Raw genomic sequence first — 24722 nt, 5'->3', positions numbered from 1 at the left:
TAACCCGGTTAACTTGCAATTGTCTTAACCTGCTGCTGTATGAAATATTTGAAAACCTTATCTGTTAAGCAACTTTTAGCAAACGTCAAAGCTGGGGATGGCGATGCTTTCGGTGAAATTTATAGACTATACAGAAAAAAAGTTTACACTTTCGCTTATCGTTTTGTAAGATGTGCAGAAGATGCGCATGAGCTTACGCAGGATGTTTTTGTCCGTCTTTGGGAAAGCCGTGGTAAGATAGACCCGGAAAAAAACTTTGACGCTTATCTGTTCAGTATGGTACGAAGTTATTTTCTGGATGCTCTTAAAAAGAAAACAAGGATGTCTGTTTACAGAGCGGCGAACCAAGGCGAACCAACCCATAATTCCACAGACCAATATATCGAGCTGCGCGAGTGCGGAAAAATTGCCATGCAGGCGATCGAGTCTTTGTCTCCACAGGCCAGGGCTGCTTACCTTTTGAGCAGGGAAGGCGGCTGCTCACACGCTGCTATATCACAACAAATGGGTATCTCTCCCAATACCGTTAATAACCACATTAAAAAATCCCTGGGCCACATCCGTGCAAGATTTCGATATCTGTCTCCAGATACAATTCTTCCTGCTTTGCTGATAATCATATCCCTTACCCCGGAACTGGGCTAAATTCTCTTTTCCTATAAGTTCTCCTATTGCTTCAAATAGCAAACACGGCGATATGCCGGTTTGCCTTAATTGCGCACGCAGGTTATACAGAGGTAGAACATCGTTATCGTGTTTGAGGAGATGCTTTTTATTCAAGCCCGAACTTTTTTCAAATAATTTCATATTCATATAGCCATACTTCGCCTGCCAGTCTTATATACTATAAAATGGCCAATTGCGGCAGAAGTAACAAACGTGGAACACAGCGACGAAATAAAGAGCTTATTCAAAATGTATCTGGAAGGTAAAACTGACGCGGTTCAGGAGAAAATCCTGTTACGGTACCTGCGAGATCATAAAGATGCGGAATCAGAGTTGTCAGCTGTTATGGAAGCGGTGTGGCGGGAGGAGGAAATGGCCATAGACGAAGCAACTGACCCGGAAGCTGAACTGGAGCTGATATGGACCAAAATTAACCGGAGCAGGCGGAAAAGAAGCACCCATTTCCCACTGCTCAGATATGCCGGGGCACTGATTTTACTTTGCTCGGCTGCAGTGATCTGGTACAAGTTGAAACCGGGCCGGCAGCATGTGGTTGATCCCGTCGCTCTGGTAAGTAAAACAACCGTGGCCAGTGAAAAAATTAAAATGCTGCTGCCTGACAGTTCTGTAGTTTATCTCGGAAGCGAAACAAAAATTACCTGGCCAGAACATTTTGAACCTGGCCATCCCAGGTATATAAGCCTTGAAGGCGAAGCTTTTTTTGAGGTGAAGCACGACGCAACCCGCCCGTTCATTATAAAATCCGGAAAGCTGGAAACCAGGGTTTTGGGTACCTCTTTTAATGTTTATGCCTACCCTGCCGATAATACAGTAACCGTGACCGTACGAACAGGGAAAGTGGGTGTTATCGAGAACCGGAACGGCATTCGTACCACCCTGTCATTGCTGTCGCCGGGTATGCGGATAACGTACCGTAACAATGACCATAATTACCAGGTTAGCAGTGTTAAGGCCACAGAGTCTGATGGTTGGATAAGCAACCGTTTCGTTTTCAGGGACGAAAACCTGGGTGATATCCTTTTTAAACTTCAGCGCTATTATGACGTTCGTTTTGAGATAAAAAACCCGGCACTTGCCCGTTGCAGGTTTAATGCTACCTTTTTTAACCAAAACATCCATGGTGTTATGCGGCAGCTCAGCATTATGAGCAGCGGGCACATCAAATACAGGATCAACAACAATAAAACAGTCGTCTTATGGGGGGAGACTTGTGAATGAAGACATAACCTTATAAAGTCAGGCAAACAGTTGCCCGTTGTGGGGTTCGCCACTTATCATACAAGGAAACCGCTCTGCGCCAACAGAACGGTTTCGGGAATAGTTTTTAAATCGTGAAAATTAAAAAACATCGTAAACTTATGAATATAAGCTTTTACAAAAAAGTATATCTGTATTTTTTCAAAATTAGCTGTAGGGCAATCCTGCTTGTACCCCTGATGCTTGCCCTGCTTTTCGGGGATACCTATGCAACTGCTTATCAGGGAACACCTCCTCATACTATCACACTTAAACTGGTAGCGGTTAGCATTCCCCAGGGGCTTACTGCACTCGAAAATAAAGCGGGTTGCGTAATTAATTACAACAAAGCAATTTTTAAACCCAACAGCAGGATCAGCCTGGAGGTAAAGGATGTTTCCCTTACAGACGTGCTTAAAATAATTTTAGCTAATACCCATGTCACGTTTAAATTTGCGGACCAGTCAACGATATTGCTGTACAAACTTCCTGTTCCTGTCAAGCCCGGTACCATAGCAGGAAAAGTGCTGGATGAGAAAGGGGAAACCTTACCTGGTGCTTCGGTAAAAGTGATCGGAAGCGACGCAGGAACACAAACAAGCGTTGACGGGACTTATTTGCTGAACCTGCCACCCGGATCCTACGCCCTGGAAGTCAGCTATATATCCTATCAAACACAGCGTATAACCGGAATAGTTGTTAACGAAAACAAAAATACAGCACTTGATGTGACTTTAAAGCCTGCCGCATCGGCCTTGAGAGAAGTTGTCGTTACGGCAAGTTATCAAAAAGCATCGGTCGAAGGATTGCTCGCCAGGCAAAAAAACGCATCGCAGATCAGCAATGGCATCAGCGCCGAGCAATTGGACCGCACACCCGACAGGAACATAGGCGAAAGTCTGAAAAGGATTAGCGGCGTAAGCACTGTTGACAATAAGTTTGTACTGGTACGGGGCATTGGTGAGCGCTACAATACAGCCATGATGGATGGAACGGTATTGCCAAGTACAGAGGCACAAAGCCGCAACTTTTCGTTCGATATGATCCCTGCAGGTTTGGTGGATAACGTGGTTGTCAGCAAAACAGTTACCCCGGATATGAATGCCAGTTTTGGGGGCGGCCTGATCCAGGTGAATACAAAGGATATCCCGGCCGAAAATTTCATGAATTTTACGGCAGGGGCCTCGTATAATGACCAAAGCACAGGTAAAGATTTCCTGAGCCACAAACGCGGGAAGTACGATTACTGGGGTTTTGATGATGGCAGGAGAGATTTCCCCGCAGGGCTGGTACACACCAACAGAAATACTGAGCCTAACCGCGCACTTTCTGACGCAGAGTATCAAAAAAAGGTAGTTGATCAAAGTAAAAGATTGATCAATGACAACTTTACCATGTATAAATACAAAACGGCTCCCTCGCAAAACTATCAGTTCTCGATAGGCCGTTTGTTGGCGTTGGATACTGCCAGGAACAACAAATTTGGTTTTACAGGCGCTGTAAGTTACCGTAACACACAAAATATCAATGTTATTGATGATCAATCAAGGGGAGGCTGGTATATTCAGCGACCAGATTTAAATACCGGTTCGGCCTACGTATTTAACACCACCCTGGGGGCATTGCTCAATATGGGTTTGCAACTGGGCAATAACCGCTTTGGCCTGCGCAATACCTATACCCATGTGTATGATAATACCCTAACAAGAATTGCTGGCTACGAGCCGGATAACGGGGCGGGTGACATAGCTGCCGGCAGGCCTCCAAGACGGGTTTTAGAGGCCGATGATCCTACCTATACCTCTTTGCTGCAAAATAAACTAAACGGGCAGCACCAGGTGGCAAAATTAAAGATAGAGTGGGACGTAGCCAGAACTTCGGTAAACAGGCAGGAAAAGGACGCTGGTATTGCCACAAGCGGACCTGTTTTGGTCGGTGATCGCTATCAATACTTCTATAACGGGAGTAAACTTACGGAACCCAGGATATCGCAAACCTCGCGTCAGCATGCTGCTAATAAAGAAACTCATTATTCATGGAACCTCTCCGGCACATTGCCTTTCACATTGGCAGGTTTCCGCAGCACCATAAAAACCGGCTATTTCGGCACGCATAAAAAAGCGGAATTTGACTGGCAGATCGCAGCCCTGGCCACAACTGAAAAATATGCGGACAGTTCAGGCTATAAGCCAATTGGACAGTTGATCAGTCCTGGAAATATAGCTTATGATAAATATGTATATGCGATTGATCCTTCCTTTATAGACAATTATAAAGGCAAAAGCCAAACACACGCGGGCTATGTGATGCTTGATAACCGGCTATTTGATAAGCTCCGGTTAGTGTGGGGCTTAAGGGGCGAATATTATAAATATACCGAGATCAAAGCAGGCGCGATCATTAAGGGAGGCGGAGAGAATATTTTCGCGGTAAAACCTGATAAAAGATGGCAATGGCTTCCATCGGTTAATCTGACCTATAGCCCTATACAGTCGCTAAACATCCGGGGAGCTGTTTCCAGCAGCGTGGTACGGCCCGAGCTGATGGATAATAATCCCTTTTTGAGATATAGCCCCACGCTTGATGCTTTATACGGTAATAAAGGCTTATACAGTACCCGTATCAACAGTTATGACCTTAAAGCGGAATTGTTTCCCGGCCTGGGTGAGATTATTTCGGTGGGCGGTTTTTATAAACGCTTTGATAAGCCCGTAGAGCTGAACGCTATTATGGTAAACGGCAATCCTAATTATTACCTTCAAAACGCGGACTGGGCAAAAGTATACGGCCTGGAATTTGAATTGCGAAAAAACTTCAGCTTTATAGCTGATAATGAGATCTTCAAAAATATAGCAGGGTACGGTAACCTTACCTTTCAAAAATCAACTGTTCAAAATACCTATACCGTAGACCCCGGAGGCGGCAAACCCTACATACAGGTTCCATCCCAACAAAAACGATCGCTGTATGGGCAATCACCTTATTTGTATAATATCGGTCTGCAATATCTTGGCAATCATCTTGGTTTCAACGCGGCTTATAATAAGTCGGGGCGTAAAACCTACATCGTTAGTGACGATCCTACTTTTATTGAATATGAAAGGCCAAGAGAACAACTTGATATTCAGATCAGCTATCGTTTCCTGAAAAATAAGATGGAGGCTAAATTCAACGTGGCCAATCTTACCAATAATATATTCAATGTTTATCGTAACACTGCCAGCTACGAACTTATACCAGGCGATAACGGTGGTGATAAAAGCAAAGCTTATCGCTTAAAAAACGGATTTAGTAATAATTATGAAAAGGGTGACCAGGTGATGTTTCAACAGCGTTTTGGACGGACCTTCAGCACATCGCTCACCTACAATTTTTAACAGAACGAATACATCCTGTATGTAGATATATAATGGTTTAACTAAAAAAAAGGAGGATGAAGTAAATCCGCTGTGCCATAAAATAAAACGAAGGACCTCGTACAGTCCTTCGTTTAAAACCGATTAGCTTGCCCGCTACCGGCACAAACAGGATAACCTGAAAGTAATATATCAGCCCCCGAAAGGGATACGTGTTTAAACCAAGGGTATAAACATAAGATCGTTGCTGTTGGATTTGGACTGGCGGCAAAGATATAATAAAAAATGTATGCCGGAAACATGGAGCTGATCTAATCTCGCAAAGCAGTATAAAGTTTACCGGTATGATCCAAATCCAAAAATGAACCTTAAAAAGTGGGAGCATAAAACAAAAATTACCTCCCTGAAAAACAGAAAAAATGAAAAAATTATCAATAATTACCCTGTGCCTTGCTGCGGGTATCTTCGTATCATCTTGTAAAAAAGAAGCCAAAAACGTTGAAGCATTTGACAACCGCAGTACATCAGCTGCAGATTACAGCGCGTCATCATTACCGGTTACAACTGTTAGTGGTGATATTACTACCAATACCACCTGGGATGCAAGTCATGTATGGGAAATTAGTGGTGTAGTTACTGTTAGAAGCGGTGCTACCCTGACCATCAATGCCGGTACTTTCATCAAATCAACTGTAAACACTGCTGGTGTTCAAAATGGTGTTTTGGTAATTGCCAAAGGTGCTAAAATCAACGCAGTTGGTACTTCAACAAACCCGATTGTATTCACCAGCCGTTATTTATTGGACGGTAACGCAAGCACTGTTGGTCATCCTGGTGATTTCGGCGGTGTCATCCTGTTAGGTAACGCGAAGATCAACGTTGGTGATAAACTGATCGAAGGTCTGGCTGATGATCCTAAATTCCATTACGGTGGTTCGAACGATGCAGACAACAGCGGTACCCTGCAATATGCCCGTATTGAATATGCTGGTTACGTACTGGCACCAAATGTGGAGGTAAACTCTTTAACTTTAGGTGGCGTCGGTAGCGGAACAACCATTGATCACGTACAGGCTTCATACGGCCTGGATGACGGGTTTGAGTTCTTTGGTGGTAAAGTAAGCCCTAAATACCTGGTTTCATTTGGTAACGATGACGACCAGTTTGACTTTGATAACGGTTTTACAGGTTCTATCCAATACGCCATCGCTGTGGCTGATGCCTACTCTACACACAGTGCCAGCAGTGGTGCAAGTGATTCAAACGGTATCGAATCTGATAATAATGCACCTACTGAAGATGCTACCTTCAGCTTATTACCAAAAACACACCCTACGTTAGCTAATTTTAGTGTTATCGGTACAAAAACTGCTACATTATCGCCGGCTATCACCTCACCAGGCTTTAAATACGGCTTCCGTAACCGTCGTGGTACTGAAGTTACTTTGAGCAACTCATTCTTTACCGGTTATCCTTCCGGTGTTGTCTTTGATGCTGATGCAAGTGCTACACCATCAACCATCAATGGTACCAGTGTTCACGGCTTCAGCGCTGCTATCTCTGTAGCAACCGGCGCTTATTCCAGCACTGTAGCCAATCCTACATCAACAGCTGCCACTGCACCTACCTGGGGCATGAGCCAGCCATTCTACAATGCAGGCGCGGTTAATTTCCTTGCTCCTGGTACAAGCGGTGCATTAACCGTTGGTTCAGGTAACTGGGTTGCCAACTGGACCAAATTTACTTTCTAATATTTTCACCGAATTGTGATTTACCGGGGCATCAGCTGATGTCCCGGTTTTCTTCAAATAATTAACATATGATCAAAATAAAATACCTGCTCCCAATATTATCGTTGTTTTTATTTGCCTGTAAGAAAGAGCAGTTGTTAAATAACAATCCTGTAAAAGCTGTACAACTCAACATTAAAGGGCTGGTGCTGACTGATACACTTGAATTTACACTGAATGATAAAAATATCGGCGAAGCCATCAACAACGAGTTTAAAATTAACGTGTCACTTTTTAACGCAAGTGATCAGATACAGGTCCGCAAAAAAAGCGACCATAAGGCCGTCAGTAGGATCAGTTTGGCAGAAAATCCTTTTAATCAGACCAAACGGATCTTTTATGACGGTGTGACGTTTTCTGATAATGTCGCTATTACACCTGTTAAAAACCCTGAAAACATGGGCTTTCGTCTCCGGTTTACAACAACTTTTATTGATTTTTACGGAGGGCCTGTTGATGTCGAGTTTTTTGACGAATATATAGACTATGACAAATTTGAGTTTGTTTATAAACCCTTGAATAAAGTAATTAAGAATGTAAGCGGCGCGTTCAGTGACTTCATGGAACTGCCTTCGCTTGAACCCGATCATCAGTATTATTTCAAGGTCTATAAATCCGGAACGAAGGATCTGCCCTATAAGAGCAGTGAACATGTTTTCATCACCGACCCAGAAAACAATTACGGACAATTTGTCCCCTTTGCAAAAGGAGACAGCCAGCTTATTTCGATTATGCCCAACGGCGACGCCAATTCTGTTACAGATTACTATCAAACAGCTGATTTATCAGCTGATTTTAAATAAGAGCGGGTTGGTTTTACCATCGACATTTAAGCAGATCGCCTCTTGGGTGATTTAATCAAATGGATACTTTGTTAATACAATTCCGGATTACGCATTAAAAATGGCAAAAAAAAAGACCGACGTACCACGCCCCGCCTGTTATAACGGGCATCTGTTTATAACAGGATTAATTGTGGCGATTGTAGGCAGTATGTGTTATGCGGTTATTATTGGGCTGTATCTTCAGTTTCGCTATATCAAATGATTTTGAAATAGAAAATGGTGACAATTTTGGGCAGGCTTTTATTAAGCTTTTAAGTAAATAATCGATGCATTGTCCGATCGGAATCCCTAAAATAGTAAAGATCCCACTGGTCGCGCGCTTAATTATTTTAGTTTGTTTTGCCCCGGCGGGGGCTCTTGAAAGTAATAGCCCATCAGGAGGCAGTAGCCGTTTTTTTGACTAAAAAGTTAAAGATTGTCTATTGCCTCTATGATTATATTTAAAGATGAATTCATCGAGATAATATTGCAAGTATCAAACCGATACCATATGGTATCGTTCATGGGTCCGGCCAGGGAAAAGAAAGCTGCGATACAGCTTTGGAAGCCGCATAAGCCAGCAGCAGCGTTTTCCGGTCATTAAAGTTCATCCTGTGTCGTCCATAGAAACATCGCCATCGCCAGCATCGACCCCGGCGCGGTGACCAGCCAGGGCGAAACGATGAACAGCACTAAGGTGGAAAAACGCGGGTAGAAATAGGCAAGCCGTTGGCCAGTAAAAAGCCGCGCAGCCGGCAAGCTTTCCGGTCGCTCTTTTCCAGCGCAAGGCCGCCAAAAACGTGGAACTTCCCATGCAGATAAAACCGAGCGCATCCAGCGTCCAGAAAATGGAATGCGGTTTTACCGTTAAGATGGTTTCGCGCGGGTCACGCAGCGATTCGGGGATCACCGTCGCCAACTGTACCCAGTACATGAGGATCACGTAAGTAGCATACGGGAGGGTAAATAGGAGCGCCGCATGGCTCCAGAAACGACAGTGCCTGGTCAGATCGCGCATCTTTTCGGTTATTCTTGTCAGGTCATTGGTTCTGCTAACCCTGACCGAGATCACTTTGCCGGTGAACTGAAAACCGCCTGTGCCACCCAATATGCTGTTATGTTGTACAGCGTCTGCGGGTATAGCCAATGGCAGACCTTCTGATTTCAGGAAATCCAGGATTGGCCTGATGTACGAATCAAATTGCTGGCTTACGATAGAGAGGTGGATCAGCCAGGATTCCGGACCGGTCAGAGCGCCCGAGATCAGATAGGGTGGGTATGCGAAAATGTAATACCTTGTTCCAGGAGGTAAATGGAGTGCCCGGGTGCTGCTACTGATCTTTTTTCGTTGACCGATGCTTGTTCCATTTTTAAGAATTGTTTCTTATGAGCAAATGAACAGGGTTTTAGATAGCGAAAACAGCGCGAAAAGGGTGGTAATCCGGCATAAATAAAAATGTAAAATACGTAACATGGAAAGTCGTATTTTTCATTCGAAGAGGTTATTTTCCCCTTCGGACCATCAGCTTAAGCATAAAGTAAAGCAAACGTTTTACCACCCCCAAAAAGAAATCTTCAATAGTAGGGCGGAAGCAATCAGCCATCACTTTAGAAAATGTTTTTAAATCAGATCCCATGGTAGAATCAGGCTTGTTCATGATTGCGGAATTCCGGCGCTGTCCTGCCTGGTTTGTCAACCGCCGTTAAACGACAGGCAACAAAAATGAGGCTCGTACATTTGGCTACTGAAAGAAAAGTGTCTGCCGATTTAACGACGACGTAGTAATGAAACTCCAAAAATTGAAATCGATATTTTTCAGATACTCGAAATTATATTTTCAAATAGAACTTAAAATATTTAATACATCGGAATGAGTTGCGAAATTCCGACAAATCCCCGGAGGGCAAGAGACTTTTTGTAGGGCAAAAAGACCTCTTGCCGCTGGAAAAACAAAGCTAAGATCGATATTAGAAAGCCGCAATTCACAAATCTCGAAATGACAATCAGGGAAAAAGTCAAACAAAATTTGGAATTCATAACAATATCTTGCTTAAGCAGTTATTCGAAGTTGGAAAATTCGAATTCAAGGGGGTTAATTGCGGATTTGGATATGGACAAAACACAACGATCCAGATTAAATAGGCCGGTATACATGTAAATGAAAATTATTTTTAAAATACTTGTGTTATTGACATATATAATTATATATTTGAAATACCAATTTATACTACCGATTAAATACGATCAATTTAATACAACTAATTAGTACTGAAGAGTATTAATTGTACATCTAAACCTTATTATGAAAAGTAATTTTTCGCAGGTAATAACCTGTATTGGCCACGCATTTGATATATCCGTTATTGGTGATAATATCACTAAGGAATTCGAAAAACATCCTGATCGTCCTCGTTTATTGACCATCGCTTAGCCATTTTAATATCCTATGGAACACCGTAACTCAGTTAAGGTAATAAGCCTTGTCGTGAAACAATTGGGTATTCCCGTCACCCGGAATAGCATTATTAGTGAATTGCAAAAACATACCGATGCTTCCAGCCTACTTGCTATCAGTGAGGTATTGACCTATTGGAATATCCCCAATGAAGCTTACCAGGTTAGTGTTGAAGAATTAATTGAGACGGAAATACCTTTGCCTTTTATAGCTTGTTTTGCAAAAGGGGAATTTGTTTTAGTAAACCAAAAAGATGAAAGCCAAATCACCATATCGAATGACCATTGGAATAACCATTCATTTAGTATAGACGAATTTAAAAGTCGTTATCAGGGATCTATATTAGCGTTTCAAAAAGATGACTCATCCGGTGAGTATGATTATTCTGCCAAACGCAGGGAAGAAATCATCGAGACCCTACGCATGCCGTTTGTTGTATCAGGACTAATCATTGTTTTTCTCGCTTATTTGTTTTTCAATCAATCCTATCTACAAACTATAAATTGGCATATCGGCATCTTAGCTTTTTTTAAGACGGTAGGCTTATTAGCTTCCATATTGTTACTAATACAAAGCATCGATGCAAATAATCCTCTGATACAAAAATTTTGCGGGGACGATAATAGTAAAAATTGCCATGTCATATTATCATCAAAGGCTGCAAAAGTAACCGAAGAATTGAGTTGGAGCGAAATTGGTTTTTTTTACTATTCAGGTACATTGGTTGCTTTGCTATTTAATGCCGCAAACGCCCACTTAATACAAATATTGGGAATTCTAAATTTACTAAGCTTACCCTATACTTTTTATTCCATTTATTATCAGTGGCGGGTAGCAAAGCAATGGTGTATTTTCTGTTGCACGGTCCAGGCTCTTTTATGGCTGGAGTTTGCTGCTTTTATACCTTATCTATCCAATGGAATTCAGTATCCCGATTTACATACCTTGAGCAATTTGTTTGTCGGAATACTTGTTCCGATCCTTTTATGGGTCTTCATAAAGCCTTACTTGATTAATTCTATGCAATTACAAATGCTTCGACTGGAGTTGTATAGGTATAAATACAATAAAGAATTATTCCAAAATATGCTGCACCGGGAGAATAAGTATGCTTTGCCAACCGAAGAAAATACTATCATGATAGGTAACAAAGAAGCTACCAACGTGATTACGCTGGTATCTAACCCTTTTTGCATTCATTGTACAAAAACACATATGCTTTTGGATAATTTACTTGATTCAAGAGATGATATAAAACTTCAATTGGTTTTTGTTAACAGACTATATCAAAAAGAACTGGACAAAAATGTTATCAGCCACTTTATGGCATTAAAGTTTGAAAAGAACGAAATCAGGCTTAAAGAAGCAATAAATGACTGGTATAAACAGGAGAAAAAAAAATATGAATTATGGAAAGAGAAATACCCGGCTATGGGAACTGCGATTGAATCTAACGCACTTTCAGCGCAAAAAGAGTGGTGTAAGATGGTAGAAATTACAAGTACGCCAACGCTGTTCATCAACGGTCGCAGATTACCTTCTGCTTACCAGGCAGAAGATATTAAATATGTTTTGTAAAAGGTGTAAAGAATTTGTTTCGCGAACAAAAAAGTTGCCTGCCTTGGTAAAACAGGATAAGGAAAGCCGCAACCCTAAAATAGAGGCATCAATTTAAAAACAAAAATTTATGAAAAAGTTGGAACTTAAGTTTGGAGACATTAAGGAAATGCTCACCAAAGATCAAATGAAAATGATTAGTGGAGGCTCATGTACATGGTACTGGAGTAGTGCCCCCGGTTGTGCAGGGGCAGTAGGAGTTCACACCAGTATCACAAGTGGTACTCAATCTGGTGCAGATAATAATTGCAATACGAACGATTGTTGCGACAATGTTGATTGTTATTAATTTTTGAGTAAACAACCATGATAACAAAAATCATGGTTGTTTTTTCCGTGAATCTTTTTTTGTAAAAAAATGAACTTTAAACACCTCTCACTACTGTTGTTGTCAATCGTAATACCCGTTATTATTTATGCTCAAAAGCTGCCCGGCATCCAACAAAGCAGCCTGCGCGCTCCGTCGAACGTGAAAATTGACGGGAAATCAACGGAATGGAGCAACAAATTTCAGGCTTATAACCATGCTACAGATATTTTTTATACGATGGCTAACGATGATGATAACTTGTATTTAACTATACAGGCAACGGAACATACCAATATCAATAAAATACTGGGAGGCGGTATCATTCTGACTATTAATCCATCTAATCAAAAAAACATCAAAAATGGCATTAGTATAACTTATCCTTTCCCAGATATGCACAACCGGGTCTGGGTTAATCTAAAATACCAGCCAGCTTCTCAGACGGAAGCCGACTCGATTATGAAGGTAAAAAATACAGATTACGCAAATGCATCCAAACTCATTAAGGTAACCGGAATAAAAAGCATGGACAGCCTTATTTCGGTATACAATCATGATGGCATCAAAGCAGCCGGAGCTTTTAATAATAAATTGTTTTTTACCTATGAGTTGTCTATCAGTTTAAAACAATTGGGACTTGATGCAAATGCGCCTGCAAAATTTACTTATAATATTAAATTGCCGGGCGTAGATATGGCCGCTGTATATAACGCGGCCGGCCAAGCAACAACGTTGGCTGGGGGAGTATATGTTGTCCCCATCGGGCCCCTGCCTGGGGTTAGCGACGAATACATCAAAAATAACCAGCCTTCGTTTCCTGTTAAAGTCCATATAGAGGCTTTTACTTCCTCCACAGATTTTTGGGGTGAATATACTTTAGCAAAAAAGTAAATGGATAAATAATGAATTTTAAACTGATATTGTTTGTTATGGCGCTTAGCATTACTGGTAAGAAAGCTTAAAGTCTCTACATCTTTCAAAAAACAGTCCGCGTGAACCTGCCGGTATGAAAATTAAAAGCAAAACAAATTCAGCGCATTGATGCCCAAGAACGCTTTATACCTGGGTATTCAAACTATAGATTTTTTCGGCTAGTATGCCTTGGCAGAAAACAATAAAATAACTCAAGTCAATTGAAATTTACCTTTTACAAACAGCAAGACAATTTAGATTGCGGCCCAACATGTTTGCGGATGATTGCGAAGTATTATAATCGCAATTATTCCATTCAAAAATTGAGGGCTTTGTGTTTTACGGGCAGAGGGGGGACAACTTTATGGAACATCAGCGACGCGGCAGAAAAAATAGGCTTACGCTCATTAGGCGTAAGGGTAACTATTGAACAGCTTAAGCAAGTACAACTGCCCTGTATTTTGCATTGGCGTCAAAACCATTATGTTATACTTTATAAAATAGGAGGCACGGCCTACTACATCGCCGATCCGGCCAAAGGGTTGGTTATGCTACAGGAAGAAGAATTTAAATCAAATTGGTTTTCGCACAAAGAGCTTTATGATGGCATCTCACTTTTACTAGGACCAATGCCTTCGTTTTATGAACTTGAAGAAGATAAGCAAAATGAGGTCAAATGGAGTGCCATCCTCCGTTACTATTTCCAATATAAACAACTTTTTTTTCAGTTGATTATTGGACTGGGTGTTGGCACATTAATACAGTTGGTCACCCCGTTTTTTACGCAGGCCCTGGTAGATACAGGCATCAATACCCGTAACCTTAACTTCGTTTATTTGATTTTGATTGCTCAGCTGATGTTTTTTTTGGGAAGTATGAGCATCAATTTCATCAGATCATGGATACTGCTTCACATCAGTGTGCGTATCAATGTTTCTATTTTAACCGATTTTTTGGTAAAACTCATGAAGTTGCCAATCAGCTATTTTGAAACAAAAACTACAGGCGACGTTCTGCAGCGAATGAATGACCAGCAAAAGATAGAAAACTTTTTAACCGGCACCGCATTAACCACCTTGTTTTCATTGCTTAACCTGGTGGTTTTTACCATTGTATTGATTTATTATAATACGCTGATTTTTTTAATTTCTCTTATTAGTACCGTACTCTATGTTTTATGGATAATTCTGTTTTTGAAACGCAGGCGTGACCTTAACTACAGACAGTTCGGCATCGCTTCAAATAATCAAAGCAATGTAATAGAGCTTGTAAATGGTATGCAGGAGATTAAATTGAATAATTGTGAAAAACAAAAACGCTGGCACTGGGAAAATATACAGGCAAGCCTTTACAAATTTAAAATAAAAAATCTTGCCCTAAGCCAGATACAGCAAACCGGATCAGCATTCATAAATCAGGGAAAAAACATACTGATAACATTTATAAGCGTAAAGGCTGTTATTGACGGCAATATTACTTTAGGCGGCATGATGGCTATACAATACATTGTTGGTCAGGTAAGTAACCCTATCGAACAAATGATTGGTTTTATACAGGCGTATCAGGATGCCAAAATTAGCCTGGGACGTTTGAATGAAGTGCACCAGCTAAAAGATGAAGAGCCTGCTGACTGTACGTTTATCAATGAATTGCCCGCTGACAAAAGCATTAGTATTAAAGACCTTACTTTCAGATATCCGGGAGCCGATGCCAATCCCGCCTTGGAAAATATAAATTTAAACATTCCGCAGGGTAAAACTACGGCAATAGTGGGAATGAGCGGCAGCGGTAAAACCACATTGCTGAAATTACTTCTCCGTTTTTATCCGCTCGAAACCGGAAAAATAAAAGTTGGAAAAATACACTTAACCAGCTTAAGCTATAAGATTTGGCGGAGCAGTTGCGGGACCGTAATGCAGGACGGATTTATTTTTGGAGACACTATAGCCAATAATATAGCGGTTGGAGATGATTTTCCGGATTTGGATAAATTAAATAAGGCCATTGAAACAGCGAACCTGAATGATTTTGTAAGCGAGCTGCCTTTTGGTCTCTATACCAAGATTGGAGCAGGTGGACATGGAATAAGTCAGGGCCAAAAACAACGCCTGCTTATCGCCCGTGCTGTTTATAAAAATCCGGCTTATTTATTTTTTGATGAAGCAACGAATGCATTGGACGCAAACAACGAAAAAATAATAATGGACAACCTGAACCAGTTTACTAACGGAAAAACCGTGGTGGTGGTTGCACATCGCTTAAGCACCGTAAGAAATGCTGATAATATTATTGTTATGGATAAGGGCAAAATTATTGAACAAGGTACTCATCGCCAACTAACTGAAATGAGGGGGGAATATTTTAACCTGGTAAAAAATCAACTTGAATTAGGCATATAATTACATGGCAAAGGAATTATTAAATCAAGAAGAGCCGGTACATGCTGAAGAAATGCAGGATATTATCGGTACACCGCCAATGTGGTTGTATAGGTGGGGAATAAGTCTGGTATTAGCTATCGCAATAATATGTGTGTTCATTTCATCAACTATAAGCTATCCCGAAGCTATTCAAACACAGATAAAAATACATTCGGTAAACTCACCATATGGCTTGTCAATAAAAGATTCGGCGAGATTAATCAAGATATTGGTACAAAATAATAGCTCCGTCAAGAAAGACGATTATTTGGCAGTCCTCGAAAATTCGACCGGCAGAAAGAACCTTAAAGCACCGGTCGATGGGCAATTAATTTATGCGGGGGTGATACATGAAAATGAACAATTACATCCTAATCAGAATGTATTTTTTATAGTTGGTGAGAATAGAGGGTTTTACGGAGAAATGATTGTTTCGCAAAATGATATTTATAAGGTTAAATCAGGGCAAACAGTATTAATTAAACTTAGAAATCCTGTTGATGACCAACGTACGTTGGACGGTATAATCAGGTATGTTACCGATGATCAAGTAAAAACAGGAGAATATGTTGCAGAGGTGGCTTTTGATAACCATGGAAGCGGATATTTATTATTGAAGAACGGGATGATAGCCGACGCCGAAATTATAACAGCCAAAGCCACTTTATTTCACCGTTTAATTAACAGCTTAATGAGAGGGATAAAATGAAACATATTTTTTTTATCCTTTTTTTAATGGTAGCGACAAATTTGAAGGCGCAACAAATTATCAATAAAGACGCACCGAAGTTGCCTGCGCGGGAGTTTCGCCAGGTTAGCGGGATTGTACAGGACAGTACCGGAACGCCGGTTGCCAGGGCTACGGTCATACTAAAGTCTGCAAAAGATTCGATGGCGACAAGCTCTGATAAAGATGGGATTTTTATATTCGAGAATGTAAGAGAGGCGACATTTTTACTTACCGTATCCGAAGTAGGATTTACAACCAAGGTGAGCCGGTATTTAAATAATGAGGAGACAAAAAAAATTGTACTGGCACCAATAATACTCAAAGATCAATATTATCAGCTTAAACAAGTCAACGTTAACGGAACGCCCACGATTGTTTATAAAACGGACACCGTCCAATACAGGGCCAGCGATTATAAAGTACCCGCTTACTCTACCGTGGATCAGTTACTGAAGAAGATGGAGGGAATGGAGGTTGGAGCAGATGGGACATTGGTACACCAGGGTCAACAAGTGACAAAAGCCAAGCTTAACGGAAAAGTATTTGGAGGGGGAAATGTAGCACAGGCCATCCAGAATTTGCCGGCTTCCATCGTGGATAAAATTCAGATAGTTGATGATTATGGAGATCAGGCTGCCCGGACCGGGATAAAAGATGGCGCCCCTTCAAAAACATTGAACATCACCACCAGGGCCGATAAGTCAATTGGTACTATTGCCCGGATCGTATCGCAAGAAGGAAATCATGGCCGGTATAATGAACAGCTTTCGGTACAGCATATCAATGCCAACCGGGTAATAAATTTAATTGGCAATGTAAGCAGCACTGTCAATGGTGTCGCTTCAACGTCGCCAACAAGTTCCGTGATATCCGCTCCCGGAACAACCCGATCCGGGTCACCTACCTTTAGTTATACTGATGATTGGGGCAGTAAAATAGTGGCCACCGGCAGTTACGTTTACAATTTTAATAATACCAACTCAATAAGCAATACTTACGGCTTTGCAAATTCAAGCAATGGGTTAAGTAATTTCATTAACAATAGCACGGTTAAAAACTCAAGCCGTGGCAACACTGTAAAATTTCAACTGGAGGATAACCTTGATAAATCCAACTATCTCCAAATCAACGCAACATTCAATAATATTAATTCCTCGGCAACCACCAGTACGCTAACAAGTAATTTAAATTATTTTACCACTGGATTTGAACACCCGGTGGTAAACCTCGAAGCAGTCAATTCAACTACCGGTCATGGCTATGGTTTAACAGCACTATTTGTGCATACATTTAAAAAGCCCAAAAGAAACTTTTCTATTCAGGCTGGCTTCACTCAATCAAATAGCCAGATAAAGGGGGATAAAAGCACTGAGTACCGTTATTACCTTGACACAACGCAGAACACGTTGGTAAAGGACTCCTTATCCCATTTAATAATTAACAAAACAAGTAACAGCAAAGTCTATCGTTCCGTTGTTACTTATGTTGAGCCGTTAACGGCCAGGGCGCAACTTGAGTTTACCGGACAAATAAGAAACGCAGTTTATGACAATAAAGCGATATCGGATACGGTGTTGGCGAATGGTCAGTTACAGGAACTCACCCGGTTAGAGAATACTTATCATTTTTCGTTTACAGAAACAAGGACCACGGTTGATTACCGGTATAGCGGCCGAAAGAGTAATTTATCCCTGGGGGCTACATTTGTATCTACCGCACTATCAGGCACACAGGTCGACAATAATACGGCCAATAATGTTTCTACCTCCCGATTGGATTTTAGGATCATACCCGTATTCAGGTATTCCTACTCCTGGTCAACTTCCGAAAGATTTCAAATAGCGTATTCCGGTATCAACACCGAGCCGGAGTTTCAACAAATACAGCCTTTTATAGACAGATCGGATCCCAATAACATTATTATAGGCAACCCCAACCTTAAGCCTACCTTTACCCATAGCGTTACGGCCAGTTACAACAAATATTTCCCCAATGACAAGTTTAATATTTCTTTTAATGTAGACGGAAGATTATATGATAATCAGGTAGCGACCAATATTGTGCAGATCACAGCACCCATTTCGGCGACATTAAATAAAACCATCAATGAAATTAATTATGTTAATATAAACGGCGACAAGGCAATAACAGGCGGCTACTCAATTTCAAAACAATTAAATGATCGGAACTATTATCTTGGGTTAAACGGAAGCATTACTTATGGCTATTTCAATGCGGTAAGCAATAGTATATCCTACCATACATCCCAATGGGATTTTAATGAAAGGTTTGGCCCTCAGATAAGTTTAAATGATAATAAGTTTATAATAAGCCCTTACATAGGTTATGAGGTCAACAGGTCATTCACCAACACATTAAATGCAACTTCAAACACCATTCAAACCACCAAATTGGCGATTGATGGTCAGATCTATTTACCAAGAAATTTTCAGTTACATTATAATGCCATCAAGAATTACATATCGGGCTTTACAAATTATAAACAAAACCCGCTGGTAATTAATGCCGGTTTTGAAAAGCGATTTTCAATGCGGACACAGAGTTTGGCACTCACCTTTGATGTATTCGATCTATTACACCAGAACAATTTTTTACAGCAATCGGTTACGCCGCAGTCCACAACTTACACACAGTCAAATACTTTAAGTCGATATTTTTTGGTGGGGCTAAAATTAAATCTGCAAAAATGGGGGGGGACGCCGATGCATAACGGCCAGCCGTTGAAACGCAGGGGAGACGGGAGCTTTATTCATTAACCGGCTAAATAATGACTTAGAACATTTACACAACTAAAAATCCAATATGAAAATCGTTCAAACTTCCTGGGCATGTAATCAAAAGGATATGCTGAAATTTAATGCCGGATGGTATTCGCCCGAATATCATTTAATGGGCTGGGCTTTAAGCTGTCTGCAATTAAAAAAATATTACGATGAGGTTGTATTACATGCCGATAGTGTTACAGCAAAAACTCTAATTGATACCTTACGGCTACCCTATACAGATGTAGTATGCGACTTGGATCAATTCGATCAAAACCCCTCTGAGTTATGGGGGTTGCCCAAAATACATACCTATTCACAACAAGCCGTACCATTTTTACACGTGGACGGAGATGTAATTATTTGGAAACCCTTTGATGAAAGTCTGCTTCATGGCGATTTGATAGCACAGAATTTGGAAGTTGGAACTAGCTTTTATGAAAATTTATTTAGCGAATTGGAACCCAGATTAACCTACATTCCAATTGAAGTAACAGAAGAAAAAGATAAAAAAGATAAAATATATGCCTACAACGCCGGGATCATAGGCGGCAACGACTTGAGTTTTTTTAACCTTTATACAGCACGATCAAAGGAAACAATAAGCAATAATGTCAATAGTCTCTCCAATATTAACATTGGCGCTTTCAATATATATTTTGAGCAAAATCTTTTTTTATTGCCTGGCAGCTAAATTTAATAAAAAGGTAAATGTGTTATTTGATGAGATCATTCCTGATAACCAATATAAATCGTTCGGCGATTTTACGGAAGTGCCTTTTAACAAAAATTACCTGCATCTGATAGGTCAATATAAAAGAACTTCGAATGTTTGTCAACAACTGGCAAACAGGTTAAGGCAGGATTATCCTGAATATTATTACCGGATAATTGCATTGTTTAAGAATCAGCAGACTCCCTTAAAAAAGGATTATTACTATTTTATTAATCAGCCCACCGAAAAATATTTAACAGATAGATATTTTAATTTGAAGGATTGCCAACAACATCCGGATTTGGTAATATCAGAAAAGAATACAGGTATTAAATCAGAAACCAAACGTCAGTTTCAAAGTAAAATAGTTGAAAATGTATTAGCAGCGATCGATAATACAGAAACAAATAATATAGATGATGCCATATATTCCAAAATGCTGAATGACGCAAAGTTATTTGAGGCAAGGCTTAATGATACTATAGAAAACGATTTTTCTCAACATTCAAATGAATTTCTGTACCAACGAGACATTGCACATACTAATTATTTTGAATACATTTTTGCTGACAGAGACAGTAGCTATGCTAAGAAGATCGTAGCAGATAAGATAGTTCAAATAACGGAAAGCTCGTTTGACTGGAGGTCGTTTGATACTGAAATCAGTAAAAATTTAAAGAAACGGCCGCTAAATTTAAATGAAACGCCAACAAGTGTTTATGTATGCATTATACCGGAATGCCATTACAAGGGCTATTCGTTGTCAATAATTGATGATTTGGATATGCGCTTATTACAGATATCGGAACAGCCGGTAGCAATAAATGATGTATTAACTGAAATAAGGTCCGTTTTTGAGCCGGATGATCTTAAGGCTTCTTTAGCTGAATTTGAGTTGTTAATTATCGGTAGAATAAAACTTATGTTACAAGCTAAAATAATTAAAGCTGTTAAATAAAATGAACAAGGCTATATAAACTTGAATACGCTGGGTTTTTCTTGGTAGGTTGAGCCTTTACTGTTAAAGCCTGGAAAGTCGCCAAGCTAAATAAATAAAACAATCGGTTGCTTCTGAAAAGTAACATAGGTGGGAATTCCATAAAAGGTGGAAGCAAATTTACCAGCCTAATAATCGCAAAACAAGAAATGACAAATCAAACCTTCATCCCCGCATTTATTATTAACAACAACAGTACAGATGGCACAGAAACTGTTTTGAAAGAATTTTCAGGAAAAAAGGAATTTCTGGTAAACATTATAGCGCCCGTAATGGACGAAGATAATGTAATAAGCTTACCAAAAACTATTCAGCATATTATCCGAAAAGTGACGGCAACCGAAACCGATTATATTCTAATATGCCAGGATGACCATCAATTTACCGATAGCTATTCAAAGAATAATTTAATTAAGTGCATTAGTCAGGCCAAAGATTTAGGTGCCGATATTTTATGTGGTGGGCTGGGCACATTCAGGAGTGCTTTGAGGATTTCAAAACATATTTTTTGGGTAGAGGATTTTGCAGGGTTGCCATTTACAATTGTCTTCCGCTCATTCTTCGAATCCATTCTAACAGATGATTATAAAACTTTCCCATTTACCAATGGTAAATTTTTTATATATCCTTTTATATCAATTAAGAAGGAACTCGTCCGTGATAACGCAACGCCCGGCAATACCGAAATAAGCAGAACGGAAAATGTAAGCGGGTTGGCTTCAGCACAAGTTGAAATATTAGATAATATTTCCGCATTTTATCAAGAATTTTCCGGGCAAAAGCAGAACGACTTGGGCGAAGAATTTTTGAATGATGTAGCTATTCCAACCTATATTATCAATCTTCCCGAGCGAACAGAACGACTCGACCATATAAAAAAGCAATTCGCGGGAAAGGATGAGTTCAAAGTTCAAATAATCGAAGCTTGCAAAAATCCGATTGGTGCGGTTGGGCTTTGGGAAAGCATTCGGAAGATAGTAAAGATTGCTATGGATAACGAAGATGATGTAATCATTATTTGCGAGGACGATCATCAGTTTACGGCCGATTATTCCAAATCACTTTTACTTAAAAATATATTGGAAGCTCATGAACAGCATACGGAAATGATTTCGGGCGGTATCTGTGAGTTCCATAAAGCCCTTCCTGTTACCACTAACAGAGCCTGGGTGAGTACTTCCTTTTGTACGCAATTTATAATTTTATATAAACCTGTATTTCAAAAAATATTGGACACCCCTTACGACAATACGGTAACGGCAGATGCAATGCTTTCGATGATACTGAGTAATAAAATGGTGTTTTTCCCATTTATCTCTGCCCAAAAGCCGTTTGGCTATTCAGATGTAACTAAAGGTAATCATGAAAATATAGAGTTGTTTGCCAAGTCATTTTATCGCGAGAACACAAGATTAAAGCGAATATATGAAGCAAAGGCCGCTTATTCGAGTTTGCAAATGTCCTGACAAGAATTGTATGTTCTAATGTATAGATTCGAAATATTTAAGAACAATCATCAGTGATTGTTTTACCCATCACGTATTAATAGTTATAAAAATGAATATGACAAGACAATGCATCCCCACCTTTATTATCAACCCCAAAGACCGGATGGATTTTAAAGGAAATATCCTTAAGGAGTTTAACGGGAAAGAAGAATTTGCACTGAATTTTGTGGAACCCATTACCGATGAAAATAAAATAAGTGATTTATGGAAAACTATCCAACAAATTGTACAAAATGTAATAAGCACAAATGCAGATTACATTTTGATATGTAAAGACAGCCATCAATTTACGGCCAATTATTCGACGGATAATTTATTAGAATGTATAAGGCAGGCAGAAAAGTTAGGTGCAGATATTTTATGTGGTGACGTAACCTCATTTGGGAGTGCGATAAGAGTTTCAAATAACATATTTTGGGTAGAGAATTTCTCCGAATCGCAGTTTACAATTATATTTCGCCCATTTTTTGAAGACATATTACTGGCGGATAAAAATATATTTTCAATTGCGAATGGACAATTCTTTATATATCCATTTATATCAAATTTGACAGAGCCAAAAGGTACCGGTTTAAAGTCGGATACTAATGAGGCACGCGTAAAACGACCAAGTTTCAATGCTTCGGAACAAGTTGAACTAATAGAACGCATTTCTGCCTTTTATAAGTCATTTTCAATCGAAAATGCAGATGCCTTAAATGAAGAAAACTATGATAACGTCATTATTCCAACATATATAATTAATCTGCCGGAACGAACGGAAAGACTGGAACATATAAAAGGGCAATTTGCTGGGAAGGATGAGTTCAATATCCAGATAATAGAGGCCTGTAAAAATCCAGTCGGCGCCGTTGGCTTATGGGAAACCGTTCGTAAAATTATAAAACTAGCTATTGAAAACGGGGATGATGTAATTATTATTTGTGAAGATGATCATGAGTTTACATCCGACTACTCCAGGTCATTTTTACTTAAAAATATTATGGAGGCTTATTTGCAGCAGGCCGAGATGCTGTTGGGTGGTATCTGTGGATTGATTAAGGCCCTTCCCATTACCAATAATAGAGCCTGGATAGGCTATTCCCATTGTACACAATTTACTATTTTGTATAAACCTGTATTTCAAAAAATATTGGACGAACCCTATAATAATAATGTAGTTGCGGATATTCTGCTTTCCAAAATGGTGATTAATAAAATGGTGTTTTTCCCGTTTATTTCGGTGCAAAAATACTTCGGCTATTCTGATGTATCAAAAGGAAATAATGACGATAAAGAGATGTTAATCAGAAACTTTACTCGCGCAAATGCTCAGCTAAAGAGAATATATGAGGCAAAAGCGGCTTACGTAGATTCCAACCTGATTTGATAAAGGGTTAGTAAAAAGGTTGCTTAGGATATCTTAAGGGACTGGCAAAACAGTAACGATTGTGGTCGTTATTTGATTAAGCGGGAGCAGTGTAACCCCTCCTAAAAATCGGACTGCTTAAAGGACGAAAAGCCTTAACTTTAAACAGTCAAACGATGAAGCACTCTATTATTACCGAAGCACAGATTGTCAAGGCGATCAAAGAATACGAAGGAGGCCGTGAGTTTAACGATTTATGCCGCGAACTGGGCGTTCACAAATCAACCTTTTACAACTGGCGTAAAAAGTATGCCGGTATGGATAGCCAGGAACTGAAGCGGCTGAAAGAGATGGAGGAAGAGAACCGAAAGCTGAAGCATATGTATGCGCCTGAAATTAGTTTCTAATTTTAGGCGCATTTATTTGTTAATGTACTGTTATTAAGATGTTTATGTATTTAAATAAGTGATTGAAAGGACTTAAATAGACTGTAATTAAATTCTTTCCTGCGCCCTTTTTGCGCCCTGAAAAATGACGGTTTCAGGCGGTAATTTGGATATACCAGTGATATTGCCCCCTCTTCGCCAATCTAAAGTGCCCAGTGGTAGTAATACGCAGGTAAATGTGGCGAGGCCTTCGGCATTTGCTTTTGATCTCTTTACGTAAAAGAGGAGGTTAAAAGATCTGTTCATCACTGAAGCTTTAAGTGAATAAAATCAGTTACATATCCTACTGAAATCAAGATGTTTAAATTAAGAAAATGTTCAATATAGGAGACTTATAACGTTCCGGTGATCGGCAAGCTTACCTTGAAAAAGGTCACCCACGGGTACCGGAACAACGCGATTGATCGGTTTATTTTGGCGATGGCTAAAAACAGAAAGCGCCGTAAATATTTCATTTACAGCGCTTTTTATCCTAACTGAATAATACTTGATGCGGAGAGTTAGGGATTTGTTTTAACCTTAATTTTCTGCGCTTATTTGATATCTTGAATGGTTTTCAATTCGTACTCACCGAATTACTCACCACT

The 24722-nt window shown here is 39.9% G+C and carries 20 protein-coding genes; 17 read left to right on the top strand and 3 right to left on the bottom strand.

The genetic code is table 11. The features are described from left to right. Positions 1-39 precede the first annotated feature (39 nt). The 5 genes from FHW88_RS29300 to FHW88_RS29280 all read left to right on the top strand — a co-directional run bounded on the left by FHW88_RS29300 (position 40) and on the right by FHW88_RS29280 (position 7872). Positions 40-645 (top strand): RNA polymerase sigma factor, encoded by a 606-nt coding sequence (locus FHW88_RS29300; protein WP_176629032.1) that lies wholly within the window; start codon positions 40-42, stop codon positions 643-645. A gap of 234 nt (positions 646-879) precedes the next feature. Further along, positions 880-1905: a FecR family protein gene (locus tag FHW88_RS29295; RefSeq protein WP_176629031.1), complete on the top strand. Its 1026-nt coding sequence runs from the start codon at positions 880-882 to the stop codon at positions 1903-1905. A 140-nt stretch (positions 1906-2045) separates the two neighbouring features. After that, positions 2046-5300 carry a TonB-dependent receptor gene (locus FHW88_RS29290; protein WP_176629030.1) on the top strand — a complete coding sequence of 1085 codons (3255 nt, stop codon included), beginning with the start codon at positions 2046-2048 and terminating at the stop codon, positions 5298-5300. Between the two features lie 398 nt (positions 5301-5698). Continuing rightward, positions 5699-7030 carry a hypothetical protein gene (locus FHW88_RS29285; protein ID WP_176629029.1) on the top strand — a complete coding sequence of 444 codons (1332 nt, stop codon included), beginning with the start codon at positions 5699-5701 and terminating at the stop codon, positions 7028-7030. 68 nt (positions 7031-7098) lie between these two features. Beyond that, positions 7099-7872, top strand: a complete 774-nt coding sequence (locus FHW88_RS29280; RefSeq protein WP_176629028.1) for a hypothetical protein — start codon at positions 7099-7101, stop codon at positions 7870-7872. Positions 7873-8500: 628 nt separating this feature from the next. On the opposite strand, the gene FHW88_RS29275 is transcribed toward FHW88_RS29280, so the two are convergent. Both FHW88_RS29275 and FHW88_RS29270 read right to left on the bottom strand, forming a co-directional pair. Then, a complete protein-coding gene (locus FHW88_RS29275) occupies positions 8501-9001 on the bottom strand; it encodes a hypothetical protein (protein ID WP_176629027.1) in 501 nt (166 codons plus the stop codon). Positions 9002-9395: 394 nt separating this feature from the next. Continuing rightward, a complete protein-coding gene (locus tag FHW88_RS29270) occupies positions 9396-9551 on the bottom strand; it encodes a hypothetical protein (protein ID WP_175489940.1) in 156 nt (51 codons plus the stop codon). Between the two features lie 645 nt (positions 9552-10196). On the opposite strand from FHW88_RS29270, the gene FHW88_RS30280 reads away from it, so the two are divergent. From FHW88_RS30280 to FHW88_RS29215, 12 genes are all read left to right on the top strand, one after another. After that, positions 10197-10325 (top strand): hypothetical protein, encoded by a 129-nt coding sequence (locus FHW88_RS30280; RefSeq protein WP_255485486.1) that lies wholly within the window; start codon positions 10197-10199, stop codon positions 10323-10325. 15 nt (positions 10326-10340) lie between these two features. Continuing rightward, positions 10341-11927 carry a vitamin K epoxide reductase family protein gene (locus FHW88_RS29265; protein ID WP_176629026.1) on the top strand — a complete coding sequence of 529 codons (1587 nt, stop codon included), beginning with the start codon at positions 10341-10343 and terminating at the stop codon, positions 11925-11927. Positions 11928-12036: 109 nt separating this feature from the next. After that, positions 12037-12255: a hypothetical protein gene (locus FHW88_RS29260; protein ID WP_090525813.1), complete on the top strand. Its 219-nt coding sequence runs from the start codon at positions 12037-12039 to the stop codon at positions 12253-12255. 69 nt (positions 12256-12324) lie between these two features. Then, positions 12325-13167 (top strand): hypothetical protein, encoded by an 843-nt coding sequence (locus tag FHW88_RS29255; RefSeq protein ID WP_090525812.1) that lies wholly within the window; start codon positions 12325-12327, stop codon positions 13165-13167. Between the two features lie 242 nt (positions 13168-13409). Further along, a complete protein-coding gene (locus FHW88_RS29250; RefSeq protein WP_176629025.1) occupies positions 13410-15587 on the top strand; it encodes a peptidase domain-containing ABC transporter in 2178 nt (725 codons plus the stop codon). Between the two features lie 4 nt (positions 15588-15591). Further along, positions 15592-16317: a hypothetical protein gene (locus tag FHW88_RS29245; protein ID WP_176629024.1), complete on the top strand. Its 726-nt coding sequence runs from the start codon at positions 15592-15594 to the stop codon at positions 16315-16317. Between the two features lie 26 nt (positions 16318-16343). Beyond that, positions 16344-19115, top strand: coding sequence for a TonB-dependent receptor (locus FHW88_RS29240; protein ID WP_176629023.1), 2772 nt, complete (start codon positions 16344-16346; stop codon positions 19113-19115). A gap of 46 nt (positions 19116-19161) precedes the next feature. Next, on the top strand, positions 19162-19815 hold the full coding sequence (locus FHW88_RS29235; RefSeq protein WP_176629022.1) for a DUF6734 family protein: 654 nt from the start codon (positions 19162-19164) through the stop codon (positions 19813-19815). Continuing rightward, positions 19781-20794, top strand: coding sequence for a DUF6734 family protein (locus FHW88_RS29230; RefSeq protein WP_176629021.1), 1014 nt, complete (start codon positions 19781-19783; stop codon positions 20792-20794). The genes FHW88_RS29235 and FHW88_RS29230 overlap by 35 nt, the downstream gene beginning before the upstream one ends. A 188-nt stretch (positions 20795-20982) precedes the next feature. Continuing rightward, positions 20983-22299: a hypothetical protein gene (locus FHW88_RS29225; protein WP_176629020.1), complete on the top strand. Its 1317-nt coding sequence runs from the start codon at positions 20983-20985 to the stop codon at positions 22297-22299. Between the two features lie 145 nt (positions 22300-22444). Next, positions 22445-23710 (top strand): hypothetical protein, encoded by a 1266-nt coding sequence (locus FHW88_RS29220; protein ID WP_176629019.1) that lies wholly within the window; start codon positions 22445-22447, stop codon positions 23708-23710. 155 nt (positions 23711-23865) lie between these two features. Beyond that, a complete protein-coding gene (locus FHW88_RS29215) occupies positions 23866-24096 on the top strand; it encodes a transposase (RefSeq protein WP_176629018.1) in 231 nt (76 codons plus the stop codon). Positions 24097-24183: 87 nt separating this feature from the next. Here FHW88_RS29215 and FHW88_RS29210 read toward each other — a convergent pair whose 3' ends face one another. Continuing rightward, a complete protein-coding gene (locus FHW88_RS29210; RefSeq protein ID WP_176629017.1) occupies positions 24184-24381 on the bottom strand; it encodes a hypothetical protein in 198 nt (65 codons plus the stop codon). Positions 24382-24722: the final 341 nt, after the last annotated feature.

The sequence above is a fragment of the Mucilaginibacter sp. SG538B genome, from assembly GCF_013376065.1.
Classification (GTDB): domain Bacteria; phylum Bacteroidota; class Bacteroidia; order Sphingobacteriales; family Sphingobacteriaceae; genus Mucilaginibacter; species Mucilaginibacter rubeus.
Note: the sequence above shows the minus strand (reverse complement) of the source record. Positions and strands in the feature narration are given on the sequence as shown.